Source organism: Leucobacter chinensis (genome assembly GCF_019049105.1).
In the GTDB taxonomy this organism is placed as follows: domain Bacteria; phylum Actinomycetota; class Actinomycetes; order Actinomycetales; family Microbacteriaceae; genus Leucobacter_A; species Leucobacter_A chinensis.
Window position 1 is genome coordinate 145713 of sequence record NZ_JAHQZR010000013.1, and the last position, 20180, is coordinate 165892.

General features: G+C 61.1%; 19 protein-coding genes. 14 read left to right on the forward strand and 5 right to left on the reverse strand.

Translation table 11 applies throughout. The features are described 5' to 3' along the window. The first annotated feature begins 9 nt into the window (after window positions 1–9). Window positions 10–744 carry a type 1 glutamine amidotransferase gene (locus KTJ78_RS11765; protein ID WP_369808083.1) on the forward strand — a complete coding sequence of 245 codons (735 nt, stop codon included), beginning with the start codon at window positions 10–12 and terminating at the stop codon, window positions 742–744. Then, window positions 744–2198 (forward strand): serine hydrolase domain-containing protein, encoded by a 1455-nt coding sequence (locus tag KTJ78_RS11770; RefSeq protein WP_369808084.1) that lies wholly within the window; start codon window positions 744–746, stop codon window positions 2196–2198. The genes KTJ78_RS11765 and KTJ78_RS11770 overlap by 1 nt, the downstream gene beginning before the upstream one ends. A gap of 7 nt (window positions 2199–2205) precedes the next feature. Here KTJ78_RS11770 and KTJ78_RS11775 read toward each other — a convergent pair whose 3' ends face one another. Then, window positions 2206–3165, reverse strand: coding sequence for a siderophore-interacting protein (locus KTJ78_RS11775; RefSeq protein WP_217136006.1), 960 nt, complete (start codon window positions 3163–3165; stop codon window positions 2206–2208). A gap of 106 nt (window positions 3166–3271) precedes the next feature. Here KTJ78_RS11775 and KTJ78_RS11780 point away from each other — a divergent pair, with 106 nt between their 5' ends. The 4 genes from KTJ78_RS11780 to KTJ78_RS11795 are packed head-to-tail and all read left to right on the forward strand — an operon-like array spanning window position 3272 to window position 7126. Beyond that, entirely contained in the window at window positions 3272–4288 is a 1017-nt protein-coding gene (locus KTJ78_RS11780) for an iron-siderophore ABC transporter substrate-binding protein (RefSeq protein ID WP_217136007.1), read from the forward strand. Then, window positions 4285–5277: a FecCD family ABC transporter permease gene (locus KTJ78_RS11785; RefSeq protein ID WP_217136009.1), complete on the forward strand. Its 993-nt coding sequence runs from the start codon at window positions 4285–4287 to the stop codon at window positions 5275–5277. The genes KTJ78_RS11780 and KTJ78_RS11785 overlap by 4 nt, the downstream gene beginning before the upstream one ends. Beyond that, window positions 5274–6311, forward strand: coding sequence for a FecCD family ABC transporter permease (locus KTJ78_RS11790; protein WP_217136010.1), 1038 nt, complete (start codon window positions 5274–5276; stop codon window positions 6309–6311). Before KTJ78_RS11785 ends, KTJ78_RS11790 begins: the two co-directional genes overlap by 4 nt. Continuing rightward, window positions 6308–7126, forward strand: coding sequence for an ABC transporter ATP-binding protein (locus tag KTJ78_RS11795; RefSeq protein ID WP_369808085.1), 819 nt, complete (start codon window positions 6308–6310; stop codon window positions 7124–7126). Before KTJ78_RS11790 ends, KTJ78_RS11795 begins: the two co-directional genes overlap by 4 nt. Here the strand turns inward: KTJ78_RS11795 and KTJ78_RS11800 are convergent. Both KTJ78_RS11800 and KTJ78_RS11805 read right to left on the reverse strand, forming a co-directional pair. Further along, window positions 7095–7574 (reverse strand): GbsR/MarR family transcriptional regulator, encoded by a 480-nt coding sequence (locus KTJ78_RS11800; protein WP_217136011.1) that lies wholly within the window; start codon window positions 7572–7574, stop codon window positions 7095–7097. The genes KTJ78_RS11795 and KTJ78_RS11800 overlap by 32 nt on opposite strands. Before the next feature lie 30 nt (window positions 7575–7604). Continuing rightward, the gene (locus KTJ78_RS11805) at window positions 7605–8702 is read right to left on the reverse strand and encodes a glycosyltransferase family protein (protein WP_217136013.1); all 1098 of its coding nucleotides are present in this window, start codon (window positions 8700–8702) and stop codon (window positions 7605–7607) included. A 180-nt stretch (window positions 8703–8882) separates the two neighbouring features. Between KTJ78_RS11805 and galE the strand changes: the two genes are divergently transcribed. The 7 genes from galE (at window position 8883) to KTJ78_RS11840 (ending at window position 16768) form a co-directional block, all read left to right on the forward strand. Then, window positions 8883–9896 carry a UDP-glucose 4-epimerase GalE gene (galE, locus tag KTJ78_RS11810; RefSeq protein WP_217136015.1) on the forward strand — a complete coding sequence of 338 codons (1014 nt, stop codon included), beginning with the start codon at window positions 8883–8885 and terminating at the stop codon, window positions 9894–9896. Next, window positions 9893–11263: an LCP family protein gene (locus KTJ78_RS11815; protein ID WP_217136017.1), complete on the forward strand. Its 1371-nt coding sequence runs from the start codon at window positions 9893–9895 to the stop codon at window positions 11261–11263. The genes galE and KTJ78_RS11815 overlap by 4 nt, the downstream gene beginning before the upstream one ends. Further along, a complete protein-coding gene (locus tag KTJ78_RS11820) occupies window positions 11263–12249 on the forward strand; it encodes a glycosyltransferase (protein WP_217136019.1) in 987 nt (328 codons plus the stop codon). Before KTJ78_RS11815 ends, KTJ78_RS11820 begins: the two co-directional genes overlap by 1 nt. Next, the gene (locus KTJ78_RS11825) at window positions 12249–13109 is read left to right on the forward strand and encodes a glycosyltransferase (RefSeq protein ID WP_217136021.1); all 861 of its coding nucleotides are present in this window, start codon (window positions 12249–12251) and stop codon (window positions 13107–13109) included. The genes KTJ78_RS11820 and KTJ78_RS11825 overlap by 1 nt, the downstream gene beginning before the upstream one ends. A gap of 456 nt (window positions 13110–13565) precedes the next feature. Next, window positions 13566–14882, forward strand: coding sequence for a quaternary amine ABC transporter ATP-binding protein (locus KTJ78_RS11830; protein WP_369808087.1), 1317 nt, complete (start codon window positions 13566–13568; stop codon window positions 14880–14882). Further along, a complete protein-coding gene (locus KTJ78_RS11835) occupies window positions 14879–15766 on the forward strand; it encodes an ABC transporter permease (RefSeq protein ID WP_217136023.1) in 888 nt (295 codons plus the stop codon). Before KTJ78_RS11830 ends, KTJ78_RS11835 begins: the two co-directional genes overlap by 4 nt. 84 nt (window positions 15767–15850) lie before the next feature. Next, window positions 15851–16768, forward strand: coding sequence for a glycine betaine ABC transporter substrate-binding protein (locus KTJ78_RS11840; protein ID WP_217136025.1), 918 nt, complete (start codon window positions 15851–15853; stop codon window positions 16766–16768). Between the two features lie 469 nt (window positions 16769–17237). Here the strand turns inward: KTJ78_RS11840 and KTJ78_RS11845 are convergent, their stop codons facing one another. Next, window positions 17238–17918, reverse strand: coding sequence for a methionine ABC transporter permease (locus KTJ78_RS11845; protein WP_217136027.1), 681 nt, complete (start codon window positions 17916–17918; stop codon window positions 17238–17240). Next, the gene (locus tag KTJ78_RS11850; RefSeq protein ID WP_217136029.1) at window positions 17915–18994 is read right to left on the reverse strand and encodes a methionine ABC transporter ATP-binding protein; all 1080 of its coding nucleotides are present in this window, start codon (window positions 18992–18994) and stop codon (window positions 17915–17917) included. Before KTJ78_RS11850 ends, KTJ78_RS11845 begins: the two co-directional genes overlap by 4 nt. 142 nt (window positions 18995–19136) lie before the next feature. On the opposite strand from KTJ78_RS11850, the gene KTJ78_RS11855 reads away from it, so the two are divergent. Then, complete coding sequence (locus KTJ78_RS11855; protein WP_217136032.1) at window positions 19137–20090, forward strand: MetQ/NlpA family ABC transporter substrate-binding protein; 954 nt, start codon at window positions 19137–19139, stop codon at window positions 20088–20090. Window positions 20091–20180 lie beyond the last annotated feature (90 nt).

Sequence of the window (20180 nt, forward strand, 5' to 3'; positions counted from 1 at the left end):
CGATACGCAGTGACCAATACCCCAAGAGTTCTCGTCGTTATTAACTCACCCAGCTCTGGGCCTCGAAGGCTGACCGGGTGGCTCGAAGCAATGGGCATTGTACTTGTCGAACACCATGGTGCCGACGGACTGCCAGAAACCCTTGCGGGGTTTCACGGTGTGGTGTTGCTTGGCGGGGGGCTCATGCCCAATGACTACGAGAAGGCGCCGTGGTTGCATACTGAGCGCGCTCTCACCCGTGAAGCGATTGATGACGATGTACCGACCCTGGGCATTTGCCTCGGTGCTCAAATTATTGCCGATGTTGCCGGTGGCGAAGTGCGTGCGAGCTACGGCCCGAAGGAGCGCGGTAGTACCCCGATTCATGCGACAGAGCTTGGCGCAGCCGATGCCGTGATTGCGGCGATTGGCGAGACATCGCCCATGATCGAAAACCACGAAGACATGATCACGGTTTTGCCAGAGGGGGCGCGATTGCTTGCCTCAAGCGATGCGGTCGAAAACCAGGCCTTCGTGATTGGGCAACACGTTCGCGGCGTACAGTTTCACCCCGAAGCTTCTGCCGAGAGCCTGCGGCTATGGAACGAAGCAGCGCTTACCGAACAGGGGTACGACGTGCAGGCGATGCTTGACGCCGCTGATGCCCACCATGAGGCGAACACGGCTGCGAGTAAGCGGCTCATCGAGGCGTTTGGCCGCGAGGTACTCGCCCGGGCTGAGGCTCACGCAGAGGGAGCGCAATAGTGTCATTCGAATCGCTCGAGACCGTACTCGACACCGCGCAAGAACGGTTTGATCCCGCGACTGCACCGGCCATGGTCACAGCGGTGTTCACCCGCGATGGCGTGGTGCGGTACCGTGCGACAGGCGCCCCCGCGGGGCCGGGTACGGTGACCGAACGGGCTACCGTATTTCGCATCGCATCAATGACCAAGAGCTTTCTGGCGGCCACGGCCCTTCTCTTGCGCGATGAGGGGCTGCTCGACTTTGCGGCCCCGATTACCCAGTATGTGCCTGGCTTGCGGTTTATGTATGGCGGTGACGAGCAGCGGGTAACCATCGCGCAGTTGCTCTCGAACCAGTCGGGGCTTGCCGAAGACAACGCTTGGGGTGATCGACGCCTCGGCGATCGACGTGAGTCGATTCAGGCGCTCGCTGAAGAAGGGCTCCGCTTGACCGCCGAGCCGGGCGAGCTGTATCAGTACTCGAATCTTGGCATGTCTTTTGTGGGGCGCGCGATCGAAGCGGTCACGGGTTCTTCGGTTGAAACGGTGATTCGGGAACGGCTGATCGATCCGCTCGGTCTTTCACGCACCCGCTTTAGCGCCGATGAATACCCGGCTGACGTGCCTCTTGCGTGGGGGTTTCGCACCTTTGACGAATCAAAGACGCTGAGCGAAGAACCCTACGTCGGTAATGGTGCACTCGCCTGCATCGGCGGGCTTTTTAGCACGGTTGACGACATCGCGTCGTGGGTTGCTTTTCTTTCTTCGGCCTACACCGACGCTCCGATTCGCCCAGACCTCATGGCTCCCGCCACGAGGCGCGAGATGCAGCGCATTCATACCGCTGCGGCACCGGGCGGCAACCAGGAGAGTCGGGAGCTTGACGCCTTCGGTTACGGGTACGGGCTTGACGTCGAGCACGACAGAGCTTTTGGGCGCATCGTGCAGCATTCTGGCGGGCTTCCAGGTTTCTCGTCGCACATGCGTTGGCACAGCGCGAGTGGCATTGGGGTTGTGGCTTTTGGCAACTGTGACATGTTTCGAGCGGAGGTGTTTGCGGCGCAACTACACAGCGATGTGCTCGCTGCTGAGAACATCGTTTCACCATCGTCTCAGAGCCCACGCTCGGCCGAGTCCTGGCCCGAGACGCTTGTTGCAGCGCAGCGTCTCGATGAAGCCCTGCGTTCGGGTACTCCTCTTGAAACGCTTGATGGGGTGTTTGCGGTGAACGCGATGCAAGATGTTCCGCCAGCCGTGCGCCAGCGACGCCTCGATCAGGCTCTCGAAGAGACCGGGCCCGTGAAGTCAGCGCAGGCGCCGCTTGAGCAGCGCATCGTTGCCCAGGTTGGCCCAGCCGAGCTGCGGTGGCGCATCGAGTGCGAGCGTGGCGCACTGCTGTGCGATGCGCGGCTCGTCGGGCTCAGTACGCCGCTCGTGCAAACCTTGATCGTGGCGGCCGCCGATCAACACTGAGCGGATCTTAGCCGGTGCGCTCGGCCTGCCCCAAACGCCAGTAGCCCATGAAGGCAACCCTACTGCGGTCGATTTTGTGGTGGGTGACGAGCGTGCGCCGCAGTTGTTTGATGACCGCTGACTCGCCGGCGATCCACGCGTAAAAACCGCCGTCGTGTTGGGCTTCAGGCGAGTCCCACAGTGTCTCGGTGTTGACGTCGATGTCGGCGAGTTGCTGAGTGTTTGCAGTTGCCGCATTGGCGACGGTAGCGGGATTCTCTGCGATCCAAGTATCGAGTGCCGGCCCGAGGAGCGCTCCAATGGGAGCCCCCTCGCGGGCAAGATACTGAACCCTGACGTTGCTTCCGGTATCGAGTGGTAACGCGTCATCGCTTGAGGGCACCTCAATCAATGCTGTTGCGTTGTGGTGCGCTGGGATCGTTTCGAGAATGCTCGCGATTGCGGGAGCTGCAGTTTCGTCACCGAGCAAGAGCAGCGTGGTGGCGTTACCGGGGCGCCAATCAATGCCCTGGCGCGAGTCGGGGCTGCGCACGTCGGGGCCAACAATGATGAGTTCTTCGCCGGCTTGAACGGTGCTGAGCCACTGCGCCCCGGGACCCACGGGAACGCCAGCTTCGGTGTGAACAACGAAATCGACATGGAGCGTGCGAGTAACAGGGTCGAAAGCACGCACGGTATAGGTTCTGAGCGGGCTGCGCCTCGTCTCATCGAGGCCCCTCCAGCGTTCGTACCAGGTGCCCGAAGCGAGCACGGTCTCGTCGTCGACTCCCAATTCTGAGAAGCTCTGCTCATCTCGCGGGAAGACAAACTTGATGCGTTGGTCGAGCGCGTGAGGGGCGAAGTGCTCGAAGTCGACACCCGAGAACGAGACGCGAACGAAGTGCGTGCTGAGCTGCGTGATGGATTGGACCTGCGCACGGTATGGGCGGTACGAGGGCCGTGAAGCCGGTGCTGAAGAGGGAGACAAAGGGGCTCTTTCTTTAGTTTCAAATAAATTGAAAGTTCTTTTAGGTAATGCTAGCCTAACCGAGATGTGATGAATGGATCACCCCTTTTGAGAGGAAATGTCAGGTATGACCAAGCACTCCCGGTTGCGTATCGTTGCCTGTTTGGCGCTCGTCGGAGGAGCCCTCGTCGGCTGTGCTCAGACCGATGGCGAAGAAACCACCGCTGAGACCGAGTGGCAGCCCGTCACCATTGAGCATGCGCTGGGTGAAGCGGTGATCGAGTCGGAGCCCGAACGCATCGTGACGCTTGGCCAGGGCTCGGCTGAAACCGCGATTGCGCTTGGAACGGTTCCCGTCGGCGTCGAAGAGTATCCGTGGGGAAGCGACGAGACCGGCTACCTGCCCTGGGTACATGAAGCGGTCACCGAGGCTGGCGCTGAACTGCCCGAGCAATTTACCGGTGCGACAGAGCTCGACATCGAGGCTATCGTTTCTCTTGAACCCGACCTGATTCTTGCTCCGTGGTCGGGGATCACCCAGGCGCAGTTCGATATCTTGAACGACATTGCCCCGACGGTCGCGTACGAAAAAGAGCCGTGGGTGATCACCTGGAAAGACCAGATCTCGGTGATCGGCGAAGCGATGGGCAAACCTGACGAAGCCAAAGGCCTCATCGCCGACATTGAACAACAGCTTGAGCAGGCCGCACGTGAGGATTACGCGGGGCTGACGTTCTCGTACATCTATAACGCCGGCCCCGGTACTCTCGGAGTATTTTTTGAAGACGAGCAACGGGTCGCCATGGTGAGGGCGCTTGGCCTTACGGTTGACCCGGTCGTGGCAGAGCTTCGCGAGTATGAGGTTGAAGGAACCGACTCGGCAGCTATTGGGCTTGAAAACGCCGAGAAGCTCGTCGACTCAGACCTTATTTTTACCTTCTACTCTGACGAAGCCAACCGTGCCGAAATCGAGTCGCAGCCGCTCTACAAGGAAATTCCGGCCGTTGCACGCGGATCGGTCGTCGCTCCCACTGACCAGTCATTTGTGACCGGCTCATCGATCATTACGCCGCTTACGGTGCCGTGGACGCTTGAGCGCTTTGTGCCCCTCATTGATGAGGCCATCGAAAAAGTCGGTCGGTGACGCGAGACTCAACCCTCGGTAAAGCTAGCATTGTCGCGCTGTGCTGCGTCGGGCTCGCGGGTGCAGTACTCGCGAGCCTGATGTTTGGCGGCCGCGCTGTATCGTTTGACGAATTGACCGCCGCGATGCGGGGCACTGGCGACTCGTACCTTGCCGCTATTGTTGACTCGCGGCTGCACAGGACCGTGTTGGGGGTGCTCTGCGGAGCGGCGCTCTCGGTCTCGGGCATGCTCATACAGGGCGTGACACAGAACCCATTGGGTGACCCGGGAATTCTCGGCATCACCGTTGGCGCCTCTGCCGCCGTCGTGACGGTAGGCGCTATCACGGGAAGCGCTGGGGCCGCTGGCTCATTCCCGTGGGCATTCATGGGGGCGCTCATTGCCGTCGTGCTCGTGTTCGTGCTGAGCGGCCGAAGCAGATCGCACGTCGCCTTGTTACTCACCGGCGCCGTCGTCTCGGCAGTACTGACGGCATACATTCAAGCGGTCATTCTCAGAAACCCGGCGATCTTTGACTCATTTCGGTTCTGGGTCATCGGCTCTTTGAACGGCAGGGACCTGCAGGTCGCTTTCTCGATACTCCCGGCCGTCGCCGTCGGGCTCATCGTCGCTATGGTGCTGTCACAGCCGCTCAATACCCTGGCTCTTGGCGACGAGGTTGCGACCTCGCTTGGAACGCCGGTGGTGCTCATTCGGTATGTTGGTCTCGCCGTAGCCGCCCTTCTCGCGGCTGCGGCAACGGCTGCAGCTGGCCCGATCGCCTTTCTCGGCCTGATCGTGCCCCACCTCGGGCGCTCCGTTATCGGAGTCGACCATCGGTGGCTGTTGCCCGCCGTCACCATGCTAGGGGCGACCCTGCTCCTCGCGGCCGACACGCTGGGGCGCGTGATCGCACGACCAGACGAGGTGATGGTCGGCATCATGACGGCCCTCGTCGGGGCACCGATATTGATGCTCGCCGTGAGAAAAGGCTGGGCCACGCGGTGAGGCAGCATCATCATCTCTCGCGTGGTGATGGGCAGTACCGGCAGGCACATCGCTTACGGTCGCTGATTTTCGTCGGCGCCACCTGCCTCGCGCTCGTCGTCGTTTTCGTGTTGACCCTCATGCTGGGAGACCTCGGGCTCTCGTTCGCCGACCTTACGGCAATGGTTACTGGCGACCTCGAGCCCAAGACATCGTTCGTATTACAGCGTCTGAGGGGGCCACGAGTGCTTACCGCCCTGTGCGCGGGTGCCTTGCTCGGTCTCGCTGGGGCACTTTTTCAAACCATTACCAGGAACCCGCTGGGCAGTCCCGATGTGATTGGCATTGGGGCTGGCGCCGGCGCTGGGGTCGCGTGCATGACGGTGATCGCGCCAACGCTCGCTCCCGGATTCGGCTCGGCGATCGGGGCGATGTGCGCTGCGGCCCTCGTGTATTTCGCTAGTGGGAAGGGCTTTCGTTCTGCCACACGGCTGGTCATCGTTGGTATTGGTGTGGCAGCACTGGCCAGCGCCGTGACACAGTACATCGTGATCGTGCACCTGCGCGATGCAGCACAACAGCTCGCGGCTTACCTTGTTGGTTCGCTGAACGCCGCGAACGCCCAGAGCGTCGCCGTGGCGGCCCTTGCGCTCCTGGTGCTCTTGCCGCTTGCGTTGTTCTACGGCAGAGACGTCACGATGCTCGCTATGGGCGATGAGGCAGCGGCGGGAATCGGGGTCGACCCAGAGCGCACCCGCGTCATTGCTGTGAGCATTTCGATTATGGCGACCGCAGTGGCCGTCGGTGTTGTCGGCCCCGTGGCATTCGTATCGTTGACCGCCCCTCAGATCGCGAGACGCATACTGAATACCGCTGATGTGAGCATTGGTGCTTCTGCTCTGACGGGGGCGCTGATTATGAGTCTGGCTGACCTCGCGGCGCAGCGGGTACCGTTCTTCGCTGGGCTGCCGGTTGGCGTTCTCACGCTTGGCGTTGGCGGAGTGTATTTGGGGTACCTGCTTGTGCGTCAGCACCAGAAAGGAAGTTTCTTGTGACGAATGAACCGCAAATGGGCGAGGCCACACCAGGCCTTCGCCTGCATGACGCCGTGCTTGGCTACGGTCGCACCGTGGTGAGCCAGGGGCTCACCTTCTCGGTTCCCAGAGGGCACTTTACCGCGGTGATCGGGCCGAACGGGTGCGGAAAATCAACGATGTTCGGGGCGCTCGCGAGAACGCGGCGTCCCCTCGCAGGCTCGGTGACCCTCGACGGGCGTGACATCTATGCGACGCGCTCGAAGCTGGTGGCTCGGCGAACGGCGTCACTGCCGCAGCATCCCATCGTGCCGGAGTCGTTGCGGGTGCGCGAGCTCGTGGCACGGGGCAGGCACCCGCACCATTCGATCTTTCAGCAGTGGGCCAAGGGAGACACCGAGATCGTCGACCGTGCCATGAGAGCGACCGGCGTTGAAGATCTTGCCGATCGATTTCTCTCAGATCTGTCGGGCGGCCAACAGCAGCGCGTCTGGATCGCCATGATCGTGGCTCAAGAGACCGAATACGTTCTGCTTGACGAGCCAACCTCGTTTCTTGACCTGGCTCATCAGGTTGACCTCTTGCACCTGTGCCAGGACATGCGTGAAAACGGGAGCACGGTTCTTGCGGTCTTGCACGACATTAACCAGGCGGCTCGCTACGCGTCACACCTCGTCGTCATGCACGAGGGGAACATCGTTCGTCAGGGAGCTCCCGGCGAGGTGATCGATGAGGCACTCCTGCGAGACGTGTTCGGGGTTGATGCTGTTGTTGAAGAGGATTCGCAGAGCGGAACCCCCAGCATCACTGTTCGGCAGCGTCTCGGGCGCGCTTGAATTCTTGCCATCCCCGTGGCAGCTGCAGGGCAACGAGCCAGCCCATGTAATCACGCATGTTCTGAATGCGGCCCCATGCGGGGCTCCCAGGGGCGAAGAGCGGAAGGGCGCTTTCAGCCAACGAGCGTTGCTTTTCGAGGTAGGTTTGTTCAGCCTGAATGAAGTCAGCCCAGACATCGCTACTCATCATAAAAAAATGCGCACGAATACCAGGTTTGCGTACTCGGTGCACGAAGCCTCGCTCGATGAGTTGCCGCGTGTACGTTGAGACCGATCCGCTGCTGATCGAAAGTTGTTCGCTGAGCTCTGCAGCGCTGACGCCGCCTTCGTTGTCGACCAACAGGTAGCCTGCGATGAGCCCCTCGATTCGCGAGGCCCCACCGGCAGACCAGTGGTCGGCGAACGTCTCAATGAAAGCCGTCTCGTGTGGTTGACGCTGCAGGTTCATGAAGATTCAGTGCACCTTTCGTATGCCACGTTAGATGTTGGCGTGCACTTCCCACAGCTGCCAAGCGGTCGTGCGCCACGAGAACATGCGTGAGCGATCTTGTGCGAGCACACTCAGGCGGGCACGCTCCTCGTCATCGCGCGCAACTCGCGTGAGTGCCTCGGCGAAGCTCTCTTCGTTCTCGCCGGCTGTCGCACCGTCGAGAGCTGTCTCTGCCATGCAGGCAGCTCCTCCGTGCACGATGGGCACACCTGAATTGAGCGCACCGTGAATGGGCAGCAAGCAATCGGCGATGACCTGGGGAAGCACGAGCGCCCTCGCCCCCGCGATGATGGCGCCGATGTCACCGGGCTCGGCTCCCGACTCCTCGGTGAGCATGACCTGGTGCACGCGGTCGGCGAGCACGGGCCACGAGCTGAGGTCAGCTTCTGCACCCGGGCCAACGAGCACAAGCGGTGGCAAATCGGGGTTAGCTTCGAGCGTGCGCAGGATCCACTCGAGTCTGCCGGTCTCGCCCGGGTAAGCGGTCGAGACAAAATAGTGTTCGGGCATGCCGAGTGTGTGCAAACGTTCAACGATGTTCTTTGGAGCGAGGTATTCCCGCGGCGCAGCGAGGGGCAATACCTGAACCGAGATATAGGCCCCATAGATTTCACGGAGTCGCTCGGCCACAGCGTGGGTGGGGGTCAAGATCACGTCGGCGTGCTTGACCGCGCGTTTCACGTGTTGACGCAGTTGTTTTGCTTGGCCCTTGGGAAGAACATCGGGGGCGTCCCAAGCCAGAGTGTGAGGCACGGTGACGGTTGTTTGCGAACCATCGGCCTCTTCGCGCTGGCGGAGTGGAATGAGGGGGCTCAGCGAGTGTACGAACTCGCCATCGAGTGGCCGGGCTGCTGGGCCGCCACGCCAGACGAGGGGAATCATCGAGCTGTGCAGTGACATGACCTCTACGCGAGCTTTAGGGTGATCAATCTCAGGAGCCTCGCTGTTTGAAGCGATGAGCAGAGCAGATGCGCACCCCCTCGGCGCGGTATCGGCGAGAGCGATGGTCAGTTCGCGTGCTGAAGCCCGCTGACCGCTCTGTTCCCAACCTTCGAGGAACTCACCGATGACGTTGAGCGTAGACATCAACCATCCTCTCAAGCAGGCTCAATTTACCCGTATACTTCGACCTATTCTATGGGCTATCAAGCCGAAAGAACCCCGAGGCGACGCATTACGCAACCGTTTCGTAATTTGCCGGGGGTTTCATGACAATCCGGTGCAGGTTCGGCAGAACGTAAAGGTTTATCGTCTACCCTTTGGAGTATGCGCGTATTACTCACCGGCGGCGCCGGTTATATTGGGTCTCACACCGCACTCGTGCTCACTGAGCGCGGGCACGAGGTTATTGTCGTCGACAACTTCTCGAATAGCAGCCCCGAATCGGTACGGCGGGTAGAGCAGCTAGCCAACGCTTCGATCGAACTCATTGAGGCTGATCTCGCTGACCGAGAGCAGGCAAAGCGGGCGCTCGAGCCTCTCGAATTTGACGCGGTCGTTCACTTCGCCGGCCTGAAAGCCGTTGGCGAATCAACGCAGCAGCCGGCCAGGTATTACCGCACCAATATTGACTCGACCCTTAACCTGCTCGACATCATGCGAGAGAAAGGCGTCACGAAACTCGTCTTTAGCTCGTCGGCGACGGTCTACGGCGACCCGCAGTACTTGCCGCAGGATGAGCAGCACCAGACGGGTGTTGGCGTGACCAACCCGTATGGGTGGACAAAGGCGATGATCGAACAGATCATTCGCGACGTGCAGGCCGCCTGGCCCGAGCTCAACGCCGTGATTTTGCGTTACTTCAACCCGGTTGGTGCGCACCCGTCAGGGCGCATCGGCGAAGATCCCGCTGGTATTCCCAATAACCTCATGCCGTTCATCGCCCAGGTTGCGGTGGGCAAGCGCGAGAAGCTTATGGTGTTCGGCGACTCATACGAGACCAGTGATGGCACCGGCGTGCGTGACTATATTCACGTGATGGATCTCGCCGAGGGGCACGTTGCCGCTCTCGAGCAGGCCCCGAATGGAGTCAGCACCTACAACCTTGGTTCGGGTAAAGGATCGAGCGTGCTCGAGGTGCTGCGCGCCTTTGAGAAGGCCGTTGGCCGTGAGCTCCCTTACGAGGTCACCGCCGCACGAGCTGGCGATGTCGCCGAGATGGTCGCAGACCCAGCGAAAGCAAACCGTGAACTCGGGTGGGCTGTGAAGCGCACGCTCGATGAGGCATGCTCAGATGCCTGGGCGTGGCAGAGCGCAAACCCCGACGGCTACGGCGCATGAGCCTCTCGCAGCAGCTCGAGCACCCGATCAGGTACCCGGAGCGAACGTCGCCGCCCTTCATGACGAAGCGCTCGTTCTGGCTCGTGGTACTCGGCTTCGTGCTACCAGGTAGCGCGCAGGTGCTCGCGGGCAACCGAAAGCTCGGCAGGGTTGGCCTCGGGGCTACGATCGGGCTGCTTGCGGGAGGGCTGCTGTCACTGCTCGGCTTCATCTTTTTTCGTGTACCGACGCTTTCTTTCTTCACCCACACGATCGTGCTCTTCGTGCTGCAGTGGGTCATTGTGGCCTACGCGATTCTCTGGGTGATTATCGGTTTTGACACCCTGCGCCTGACGAATCTCGTCAAGGTCAGCAAGAACTGGCGGGTGCCCGTCTCAATTCTGAGCGTGTGCCTCACGGTGCTGCCGGTTGCCGGGGCCCTGTGGATGTCTGGCACGATCGGCATTGGCCGTGATGCGCTCAGCTCGATCTTCGCTCGCGGTGCGAGCGTGGCGCCGGTCGACGGTCGCTACAACATTCTTTTACTTGGTGCTGACGCGGGTGATGGTCGCGACGGCCTGCGCCCCGATAGCATCTCGGTTGTGTCGGTCGACGCGAAGACGGGGCAGTCGACGATTATTGGCTTGCCGCGTGAACTCACCGGCATGCCTTTCCCAGAAGACTCGCCCATGCACGAGCAGCACCCGACCGGGTTCGGAAATGACTGGGGCTGCTACATTGGCCGCTGCTACATGAACGGTCTCTACACCGAGATCTCGATCTTCGACCCCGACCGTTACGCGGGGGTAGCGAAGGCAGGCGAAGAGCCCGGTATTCTCGCTCTTGTCGATGCGGCGTCGGGTGCGACGGGGCTCGACGTTCAGTTTTACGTGCTCATCGACATGGACGGCTTCTCTGACCTCATCGATGCGCTCGGCGGTGTCGACATCAATGTGCAGCAGCGCCTGCCGATTGGCGGCGACGCACACGGCAACGGCATTGAGGGGTGGATCGAGGCTGGTCAGCAGCACATGAACGGCTTCACCGCCCAGTGGTACGCCCGCTCGCGCTACACGACCGACGATTACGATCGCATGCGCCGCCAGCGTGAGCTGCAAGAGGCCATTCTCGCGCAGATGAACCCGGTCAACGTGCTCAAACAGTTCAAGGGCATCGTCGAGACGGGCAGTTCGATTGTTTGGACGAACATGCCCGAGTCAATGCTCGGCCCCTTCCTCGACCTCGCGACGCGTGCGAAAGACCACACGCCCGTCACGGTCGAGCTCACCCCGCCCGAGGTTCAGCCTGAGGCCCCCGACTACGATTACATTCACGAGCTTGTCGCCGACGCTGTGCGACAGGCCTCACCGGCTGAAGAGGAGGAGTAGTGCGGGTTGCAGCGGTTATGGTTGCGTTTAACCGTGCAGAGCTTTTGAGAGAGGCGCTCACGGCGGTCGGTCAGCAGACCCGGCCGGTTGACGAGCTCATCGTGGTCGACAATGCCTCGACCGACGAGAGCGCTCAGGTGGCCGCTGAGATGGTTGCGCGCTTCGGCGGGCACGCGAGGCTCATCGCACTCACCGAAAACACCGGCGGCGCCGGCGGCTTTGCCACGGGCATCGCCGCGGCCGTGCAGGACCCTACGATTGACTGGGTGTGGGTGATGGATGACGACACGGTGCCCGAGCCCACGGCCCTCGCCGAGGCGCTCGCCGCACACGAACGGTTCATCGAGGCGGGCAGGGGGCGCGACGATCTCGCGGTCATGGGCTCGCGTGTCGTGTGGACCGATGGCGAAGACCATCCGATGAACACTCCGAAGCCCAAAATCGGTGCCTCTCAGGCGGAGCGCGATCGAGCGGCCGCGGCAGGAGTTCTCGAGATCCGCTCGATCTCGTTTGTCTCGGCCTTCGTGCGCGCCGAACTCGTGCGTAAGATGGGCCTGCCCATCGCCGACTACTTCCTATGGAACGACGACTTTGAATACTCGGCCCGCCTCTTGCGTCGCGCTCGAGGCATTCAGGTGCCTGGCTCAGTCGTCGTGCACAAAACGAAGATTCGCGGCTCCTCTGACCAAGACCCCGGCGAACGCTTCTACTTCGAGGTGCGCAACAAGCTCTGGCTCTTTCGCACGTCGAAGGCGCTCAAGCCGTGGGAGAAGCTGGCCTACACGGCGGCCTCTACCAGGCGCTGGGCCCGCACATTCAAGGCCTCATCGAACCGGGGTGTGCTGTGGCGCTGCCTGGGTCGAGGGTTGCGCCACGGCCTCTTCACAAGGCCGCGGCCGACGGTCGACGTGCTCGCCGAGGCAGGCCTACCTCTTGACGTGAGTGACACGGTGTTCTCGCTCACCGAGGGGCCTGGGCGGTCGTAGTGGCGAGCGCCGACTTCACCCTGCTGCTTCCCGTGTACGCGGGCGATACCCCCGACGCACTTCGGCTCGCGCTCGAGAGCTCGACGGTGGTGCAAAGCCTGATGCCTGCCGAGGTGCTCGTTGTGATTGACGGGCCGATCTCTGCGGCACTTGAAGCGGTCATCGATGAGTTCGAGGCTGGCGGTGCGGTGCCCCTCACCCGGGTGCGTTTCGCCGAGAACCGCGGGCTCACCGAGGGGCTGAACGCCGGGCTCGAACGCGCAAGATACGACGTTGTCGCTCGCATGGATGCCGATGACGTCTCGGTTTCCGACCGTTTCTCGAAGCAGTGGCCGCTCCTAGAAGCTGGCTACGACCTCGTGGGTGCGGGCATGGTCGAGTTCGACGATGACCCCGAAGTGTGCGGCGTGACGCGCATTCCTCCCGTCGGTGAAGAGAACATTCGTGACCACGCTCGCACGCACAACCCCTTTAACCACCCCACGATGATGTACCGAGTCTCGCGGGTCAGGGAGGTCGGTGGGTATGAGCCCTTCGGCAAGATGGAAGATTACTGGCTCGGCATTCGCATGATTGTGAGCGGTGCGCGGGTCGAGAACATTGCCGAGCCACTCGTGAAATATCGCGTCGGATCGGGCGCGTTTGCTCGCCGGGGCGGCTGGCGTGAGGCGCAAACCGAGATCCGCCTCCAGAAGGCCATGCTCGACATGGGCTTTATTGGCCGTGGCGAGTACCTGCGCAACGTGGTCATGAAGGGTGCGTACCGGCTGCTGCCGGCGTCGGTGAAGCAAGTGCTGTTTCGGCGTTTCGTCGCGGGCGGCCTGCCGAGTGATCAAAAGAGCAAAGATACGCAAAAGTAGCTTTCTAGCGAAGTGTTTTCCAATTCTTGTCAAATCGGTTAGGTAACAATATGGAAACACGAAAAATGCCTGATCAGGTTACCGAAACGATGGTTGCCTGAAGCAAGGTTCTGCGAGAGAAACAAGGTGTTTCGTAAACCCCTTGTTATGGTCGAAGTATGTTCTTTGCCGCTCTGTGAGGCGAAGCAAGGAGCAGAAATCCGGCAGAGTGCCGGGCCGTGAAACGAAGCGCGTGAGTAGAGTGGGCCGCCTGCCTTAAGGTGGCCGTGATTGAGGGTGAGTGACCAGGATGCTGTTATTCCCTGACCTACCGCCCTATCAGATTGCCCTCACCTCGTTTTGCGAAGAAACGAACGTTACTCTCGGAGGAGAACAATCGTGACCAACCCCACAACCCGTGGGAGTCACGGTGATGCTGGGCCACAGGCCGGGCAACACCATGATTCCGCATTGGCATTGCAGGTCTCAAACGTCTACAAAGTGTTTGGCCGCAATCCTAGAGAAGCGGTAAAACGTCTCAAAGCGGGCGACACCCGCGAGGGAGTACAGCCGCTCGGCACCGCCGCGGTGATCGACGCCAGCTTTGAAGTGAAGCCGGGCGAAATTTTTGTTGTCATGGGCCTCAGCGGCTCGGGCAAGTCAACGCTCATTCGCATGCTTAACGGTTTGAACGATACGACCGACGGTTCGATCAAGATTTTTGGCGAAGAAGTCGTTGGCCGTTCAGACGCGGAGCTTCGCGAACTGCGCCGCAAGAGTATGTCGATGGTGTTTCAGCACTTCGCGCTCTTGCCCCACCGCACCGTGCTCGACAACGTCGCCTATGGGCTTGAGCTACAGGGCATCGACGCGTCGACCCGCAGGGCGAAGGCTCAGAACTGGCTCGAGCGCGTCGGCCTTGCCGGGTGGGAGAACCACCTGCCCGACGAACTCTCGGGCGGTATGCAGCAGCGCGTGGGTATCGCTCGCGCACTCACGGCCGACACCGAGATTCTGCTCATGGATGAGGCCTTTTCGGCCCTTGACCCGCTGATCCGCCGCGAAATGCAAGAACAGCTCGTTGAGCTGCAGCAGGAGCTTGGCAAGACGATCGTGTTCATTACGCACGACCTGAACGAGGCCATGTTTCTCGGCGACCGCATCGCCGTCATGCGTGACGGCCGCATCGTGCAGGTGGGTAGCCCCAACGACATTCTCACCGACCCGGCAAACGACTACGTTGCGCAGTTCGTGCAAGACGTCGACCGTGGCCGCGTGCTTACCGCTGGCGACGTTATGGAGCCAGCCCTCGCTGCGATTCCCGCGAGCGCAGGCCCCCGTGCGGCGCTCAAGACGATGCGCGACATGCAGACCTCGGCCTGCTTCGTGACCGGCAACGGTCGCAAGCTCATTGGCGTTGTGCGCGATAAAGACGTGCTGCGCCAGGTTCGCGAGGGCAGCACCGATATTCGTGAGCGGCTGCGCCCGGCTCCCTCGACGGTGAGCCCCGACCAGCACATTTCAGAGCTGTACGAGATGGCCGTCGAGAGCCCACTGCCCGTTGCCGTCGTTGACGAGCAGCACCGCCTGCTCGGCGTCGTGCCCAGGGTCACGCTGCTCGCGGCGCTGGCCGACCTGCCAACCACCACGAGTGCGATTCCCATCATCGAGCCACGGCCCGATGTGCCAGAGACCACGATGACCGAAGCACTCGAACTCGGCGGCCTCGCCGACACTGATACCGATACTGATGCGCGAGAAGAAAACGGCGCTACGAAGGGAGAACAGGCGTGAATATTCCTAAGATTCCCATCGGTACATGGGGCCAGGTTGTTTTTGACTGGTTCCGCGACACCTTCGACTGGCTCATCGACTTTTTCAAGGTATTCATCGACATTCTCGTCAACGGCATCGTTGACGGGCTACTCTCGGTGCACTTTCTCGTCGTTATCGTGCTGTTTGCGGCGCTCGGCTGGCTCGTTCGTTCGTGGCAGCTCGCCGTTGGCACGATCATCTCACTCCTGCTGATCGTCTCGATGGGGTACTGGCAGAGCGCGATGCAGACGCTCGGCCTCGTGCTCGTCGCAACGCTTATTGCTGTCGTGATGGCGATTCCGCTCGGTATTCTTGCGGCAAAGAGTGACCGCTTCAGTGCGTTCATGAAACCGTTGCTCGACTTCTTGCAGACGATGCCGGCGTTCGTGTACCTTGTGCCTGCCGTACTGTTGTTCAGCATTGGTTTCGTGCCCGCGATCTTCGCGACCGTGATCTTTGCGATCGCTCCCGGCGTGCGCTTCACCGAACTCGGTATTCGCGGCGTTGACGGCGAGGTCGTCGAGGCTGGTCAGGCCTTCGGCGCGAAGCCGGGCCAGATTCTGCGCGGCATTCAGCTGCCACTCGCCCTGCCAACCATCATGGCTGGCATTAACCAGGTCATCATGCTCTCGCTCTCGATGGCCGTGCTTGGCGGCTTCGTTGGCGCCCCTGGCCTCGGTAAGGACGTTGTCGCGGCCGTGATGCAGCAGCAGTTGCCCGCCGGTATCGAATCGGGCGTCAGCATCGTGATCATCGCGGTCTTCCTCGACCGTGTCACCGCAGCGCTTGGTAACCAGTCTGAATACCAGTCGTCGCTGCTCGGCCTCTTCCGCAAGCGTAAGGCCGACGCCAAGAAGGCATAAGCCCTGCGCCCGCAGGAGCTTTACTCAAACCTAATCTGTATACCCAATCACTGTGGCAAGGCCACAGGACGAAAGGAACACATCATGAAAAAACGTTTTATGGGTGCACTCGCACTCGGCACCGCAGGGCTTCTTGCACTCGCTGGTTGCGCAAGCGATGGTAGCGGCGGAACGAGCAGCGGCGGCTCAGACAACGGTTCGTCGGCAAGCGGCGACACCATCAAGGTTTCGTACATTGCTGGCTGGACTGACGGCCAGAGCATCGCGTACCTGCTCAAGGATCAGCTTGAGAAGAAGGACTTTAAGGTTGAGGTTGATGACCTCACCGACAACGGCCCCATGTACGCGGGCCTCTCGCAGGGCGACATCGACCTCTTCGCTTCGGCTTGGCCTGAGGTAACCCAGGCAAGCTACATGGAGGAGTTCGGCGACAAGATCGAAGACCTCGGCACCTGGTACGAGGGCGCAACGCTCACCATCGCCGTTCCTTCATACTCGAAGCTCAACTCGATCGACGAACTCAAGGACAACGCTGACCTCTTCGGCAGCGAGATCATCGGCATCGAGCCCGGCGCAGGCCTCACCGGCGTGACCGAAGACTCGATGATTCCCGAGTATGAGCTCGAAGACACGATTACGCTCAGCACCTCGTCGACCGCGACCATGCTCACCATGCTTGGCGAAGCGATCGACAAGAAGGAAGAGATCGTTGTGACGCTGTGGCGCCCCTTCTGGGCAAACAGTGCCTACGATGTGAAGGACCTCGAAGATCCTAAGGGCGCAATGGGTGAGGCCGAGGGCCTGCACATTCTCGCTCGCGATGGCTTCAAAGAAGACTACGCAGATCTTGCTGACCTGATCGAACAGATCAAGCTCGACGACGACGCGTATGGTGCACTCGAGGAGCTCGTCACGAGCGACGAGTACGAGAATGACTCAGAGGGTGCCGTCTCGAAGTGGATCGAAGACAACGCAGACGCGTTCCCTGGCCTGCTCAAGTAGTTCTGGGGTAGGGTCGAGACCCTAACGCACATTCAGCGGGGCTCGCTGGCTGGTTTTCCGGCTGGCGGGCCCCGCTTTTGTGTGCGCGTCGGTCGTGTGCCATTGTGCGCGGCGGCCGTGTGCGATTGCATGCTGCCTCACGTCACCTCAGACCATCGCAGGTCACCTCGCGCCAACTCAGGCCATTGCACGCCACCTCGCGCCACCTCGCGCTACCTCACGCCACTTCGTTTAATCTCTAGGGTCACGTTTCTCACAGCGCCGTCGCGCTACGCCCTTCTGTCGGCCCAGGTCCCTCCGCCCGCTCGCCCCTCACCGAAAGGTCAAAAAGTGTCGAAAACGCTCTCGAAAATCGACACTTTTTGACCTTTCGGCGGGTGCCGGGTGCGCCGGGGACGGGGACGAGACGGTGAAGGAGGGAAGGAAAGCGGGAAGGCGAGCGACAAGCCGCCTACCGGCGAGCGCGCACTCAGTGGCGCAGCGCTCGGCGTGCCAGCGAGTTGCCCACGAACTGCAGCAGCTGCACGAGCGCCACGATGACGAGGGTCGCAACGAAGGTGACTTCCCAGCGGAACACCTGATACCCGCGCGTAATCGCGAAGTCGCCGAGCCCGCCGCCACCAATCACGCCGACCATGGCCGACATGTCGACGATGCCGATCACGATGAAGGTGTAGCCGAGAATGAGTGGGCCGAGGGCTTCGGGCAGCAGCACCATGAGGATGATGCGCAGCGGCCGTGCTCCGGTCGCCCGCGCCGCCTCAATGACGCCGGGGTCGACGGTGACAAGGTTTTGCTCGACGATGCGTGCGATCGAAAAGACCGCACCGATGGTCATGACGAAAATGCCCGCGTTGATGCCGATGATGCTGCCGGTCACGAGTTTCGTAAGGGGGCCGAGTAGGGCAACGAGAATAATGAACGGGATGGGCCTGAAAAAGTTCACGATCACGTTGAGGGTCGTGTTCACGAAGCGGTTCGCGAGAATGCTGCCGGGGCGGGTGACGGTGAGCAGCACGCCGATGATGAGGCCGATGAGGCCTGCGACGAGCAGCGTGAGTGACACCATGTAGAGGGTCTGCCCGAGGCTCTTGAAGAGTAGCGGCCAGAGGGTTTCCCACGGGGTTTTGTTGTTGCTGAGATAACTCATGCGGCGAGCTCCTCTACGGTTGCGTGCTCGCGCAGGTGTGCGAGCGCTTCGTCGACTCGGTCGCCGCTGAGCGCGACGGTGAGCGACCCGAATTGCTGTTGTTGAATGATGTCGATGCCCCCAAAGAGCAGAGCGAAGCGGATCCCGTAGCTGGCAACCGCGTCAGAGAGCAGCCCGCCGACATCTCCGTCCCGGGTTACCTGAATCGTGAAGAGACGTTCGTGGCCGCGTTCGCGCAACGAGGCGATCTGTGCGGTATTGGGCTCGGTTTGCGAGACCGCTGCGAGGAAGGCTTTCGCCCGTTCGGTTTGCGGGTTGGCGAAGAGTTCGTAGGTGGTGCCGAGCTCGACGAGGTGGCCATTGTCGAGCACGGCGACGCGGTCGGCAATACTGCGCACGACGTCCATCTCGTGGGTGATGACGACGACGGTGACGCCGAGCTCGCGGTTTGTGCGGGCGAGCAGTTGCAGCACCTCGTGCGTTGTTTCGGGGTCGAGTGCGCTCGTGGCCTCGTCGGCGAGCAGCACGCTCGGTTTCGCGGCGAGAGCACGGGCGATGCCGACGCGCTGGCGTTGGCCTCCCGAGAGCTGCTCCGGGTACATCCAGGCCTTTTCGGTGAGGCCCACGAAATCGAGAAGCTCCCAGATGCGTTCGGTGCGATCCGCCTTGGTCCATCCGGCGACGATGAGCGCAAACTCGATGTTGCCAAAGACGGTGCGCGACTTCATGAGATTGAACTGCTGAAAGACCATACCGATGTTGCCGCGCACGCGGTGCATTTCGCCCTCGCGCAGGTCGCTCACGCGGGTTCCGTCAACGTCTACGGTGCCGGTGGTGACTTTTTCGAGGCCGTTGATGAGGCGTACGAGGGTCGATTTGCCGGCTCCGGAGTAGCCGATCACAGCGAAGATCTCGCCTCGATGTATGTCTAGGGTGATGTCAGTAAGCGCGGCTGAAGCGGCTTTGGCGAACGTCTTACCTACCCCGGTGAAACGAATGATCGAATCGGTCGACGCTGCGTCGGGGCGGCTGATGCCAGAAGCGTGCTCCGAGCGGCCCAGCTCGGTACGTGTCATGGGTAAGAGTGTAGTTCGATTTCGGCCGTTGACCCGCATCGAGTGGGCTATAACGTAACACTCGGTAACACTCTTTTGGAAGCCTGGTGACTGAGCCCCTACAGTAATGCTGTTCGCCCCTGACGCTTTCAAGGAGAAGATCATGTCAGCACCCACTCCCCAGCCTGCAAGGCCCGAGAAACCCAAGTCGCGCGTCGGCCTTTGGGTCACGATCGCGATTGTTGCCGTTCTGGCTGTGATCGCCGCTTTTGTGGTGCCGAAGCTCGCCCAGTCGAGCGACGCCGATGCAAAGCCAGCGGGCGGCAGTGAAGAAGTGACCAAGGTGAAGCTCGGCGTGAACGATATCGCCGAAGCGCACTGGGAGGTTCTTGTCGACCTCGCGGCCGAAGAGAACATCGAGGTCGAGCTCGTCTCGTTCACCGACTACACGACGCCGAACCCGGCCCTCGCTTCGGGTGACATCGACATCAACAAGTTCCAGCACGTACGCTACCTCGCGCAGCACGTTGCGACGCAGGGTGATGATCTGGTCCCGATTGGCTCGACCGAGATTTTCCCAATCTCGATCTTCTCGAAGCAGTGGAGCTCGATTGACGAGGTTCCCGAGGGCGGCGAAGTGACGATCTCGAACAACCCGGCAAACCAGGTGCGCCCGCTGCTCGCCCTCTACAACGCGGGTCTCATCAAGTTCAAGGGTGAGGCCGACTGGAACGTCACGATCGATGACATCGACTACGAGGCTTCGAAGCTCGGCAAGGTCACCCCGATTGATCCGTCGCAAACGGCAGCCTCGCTCGACTCGGTCGATATCGCGTTTGTCGATACCCCGTTCCAGCTTGCGGCTGGCCTCGGCGAAAAAGAGACGATCTACCGTGAAGATGCCAACCGTTCTGATCTGCAGCAGTACGTGAACGTGTTCGCGGTGCGTGGCGAAGATCGCGACAATGAGGCACTCAAACGAGTCGCAGCGCTGTACCACGCTCCAGAGGTGCAGGCCGTGATCAACGAACATCCTGAGTATGACGGTGTTGAGAAGGATGAAACGCAGGAAGAGCTGCTCAAAGTTCTCGCCGAGCAAATCAAAGAATTTGAGTAAGCGTTAGCCCGCTCCCTGAGCGCGCAGGCCCCGTTCATCGCGGGTGCCTGCGCGCTTTCTCGTTCATTGAATCTCCAGCGAATACTCGTG

Excerpts from the sequence above, each read along its gene's own strand:
- KTJ78_RS11800 (WP_217136011.1), bottom strand. The coding sequence starts at position 7,574 with ATGAACCTGCAGCGTCAACCACACGAGACGGCTTTCATTGAGACGTTC.
- KTJ78_RS11805 (WP_217136013.1), bottom strand. The coding sequence starts at position 8,702 with ATGTCTACGCTCAACGTCATCGGTGAGTTCCTCGAAGGTTGGGAACAG.
- KTJ78_RS11780 (WP_217136007.1), top strand. The coding sequence starts at position 3,272 with ATGACCAAGCACTCCCGGTTGCGTATCGTTGCCTGTTTGGCGCTCGTC.
- galE (WP_217136015.1), top strand. The coding sequence starts at position 8,883 with ATGCGCGTATTACTCACCGGCGGCGCCGGTTATATTGGGTCTCACACC.
- KTJ78_RS11815 (WP_217136017.1), top strand. The coding sequence starts at position 9,893 with ATGAGCCTCTCGCAGCAGCTCGAGCACCCGATCAGGTACCCGGAGCGA.
- KTJ78_RS11845 (WP_217136027.1), bottom strand. The coding sequence starts at position 17,918 with ATGAGTTATCTCAGCAACAACAAAACCCCGTGGGAAACCCTCTGGCCG.
- KTJ78_RS11855 (WP_217136032.1), top strand. The coding sequence starts at position 19,137 with ATGTCAGCACCCACTCCCCAGCCTGCAAGGCCCGAGAAACCCAAGTCG.
- KTJ78_RS11840 (WP_217136025.1), top strand. The coding sequence starts at position 15,851 with ATGAAAAAACGTTTTATGGGTGCACTCGCACTCGGCACCGCAGGGCTT.
- KTJ78_RS11850 (WP_217136029.1), bottom strand. The coding sequence starts at position 18,994 with ATGACACGTACCGAGCTGGGCCGCTCGGAGCACGCTTCTGGCATCAGC.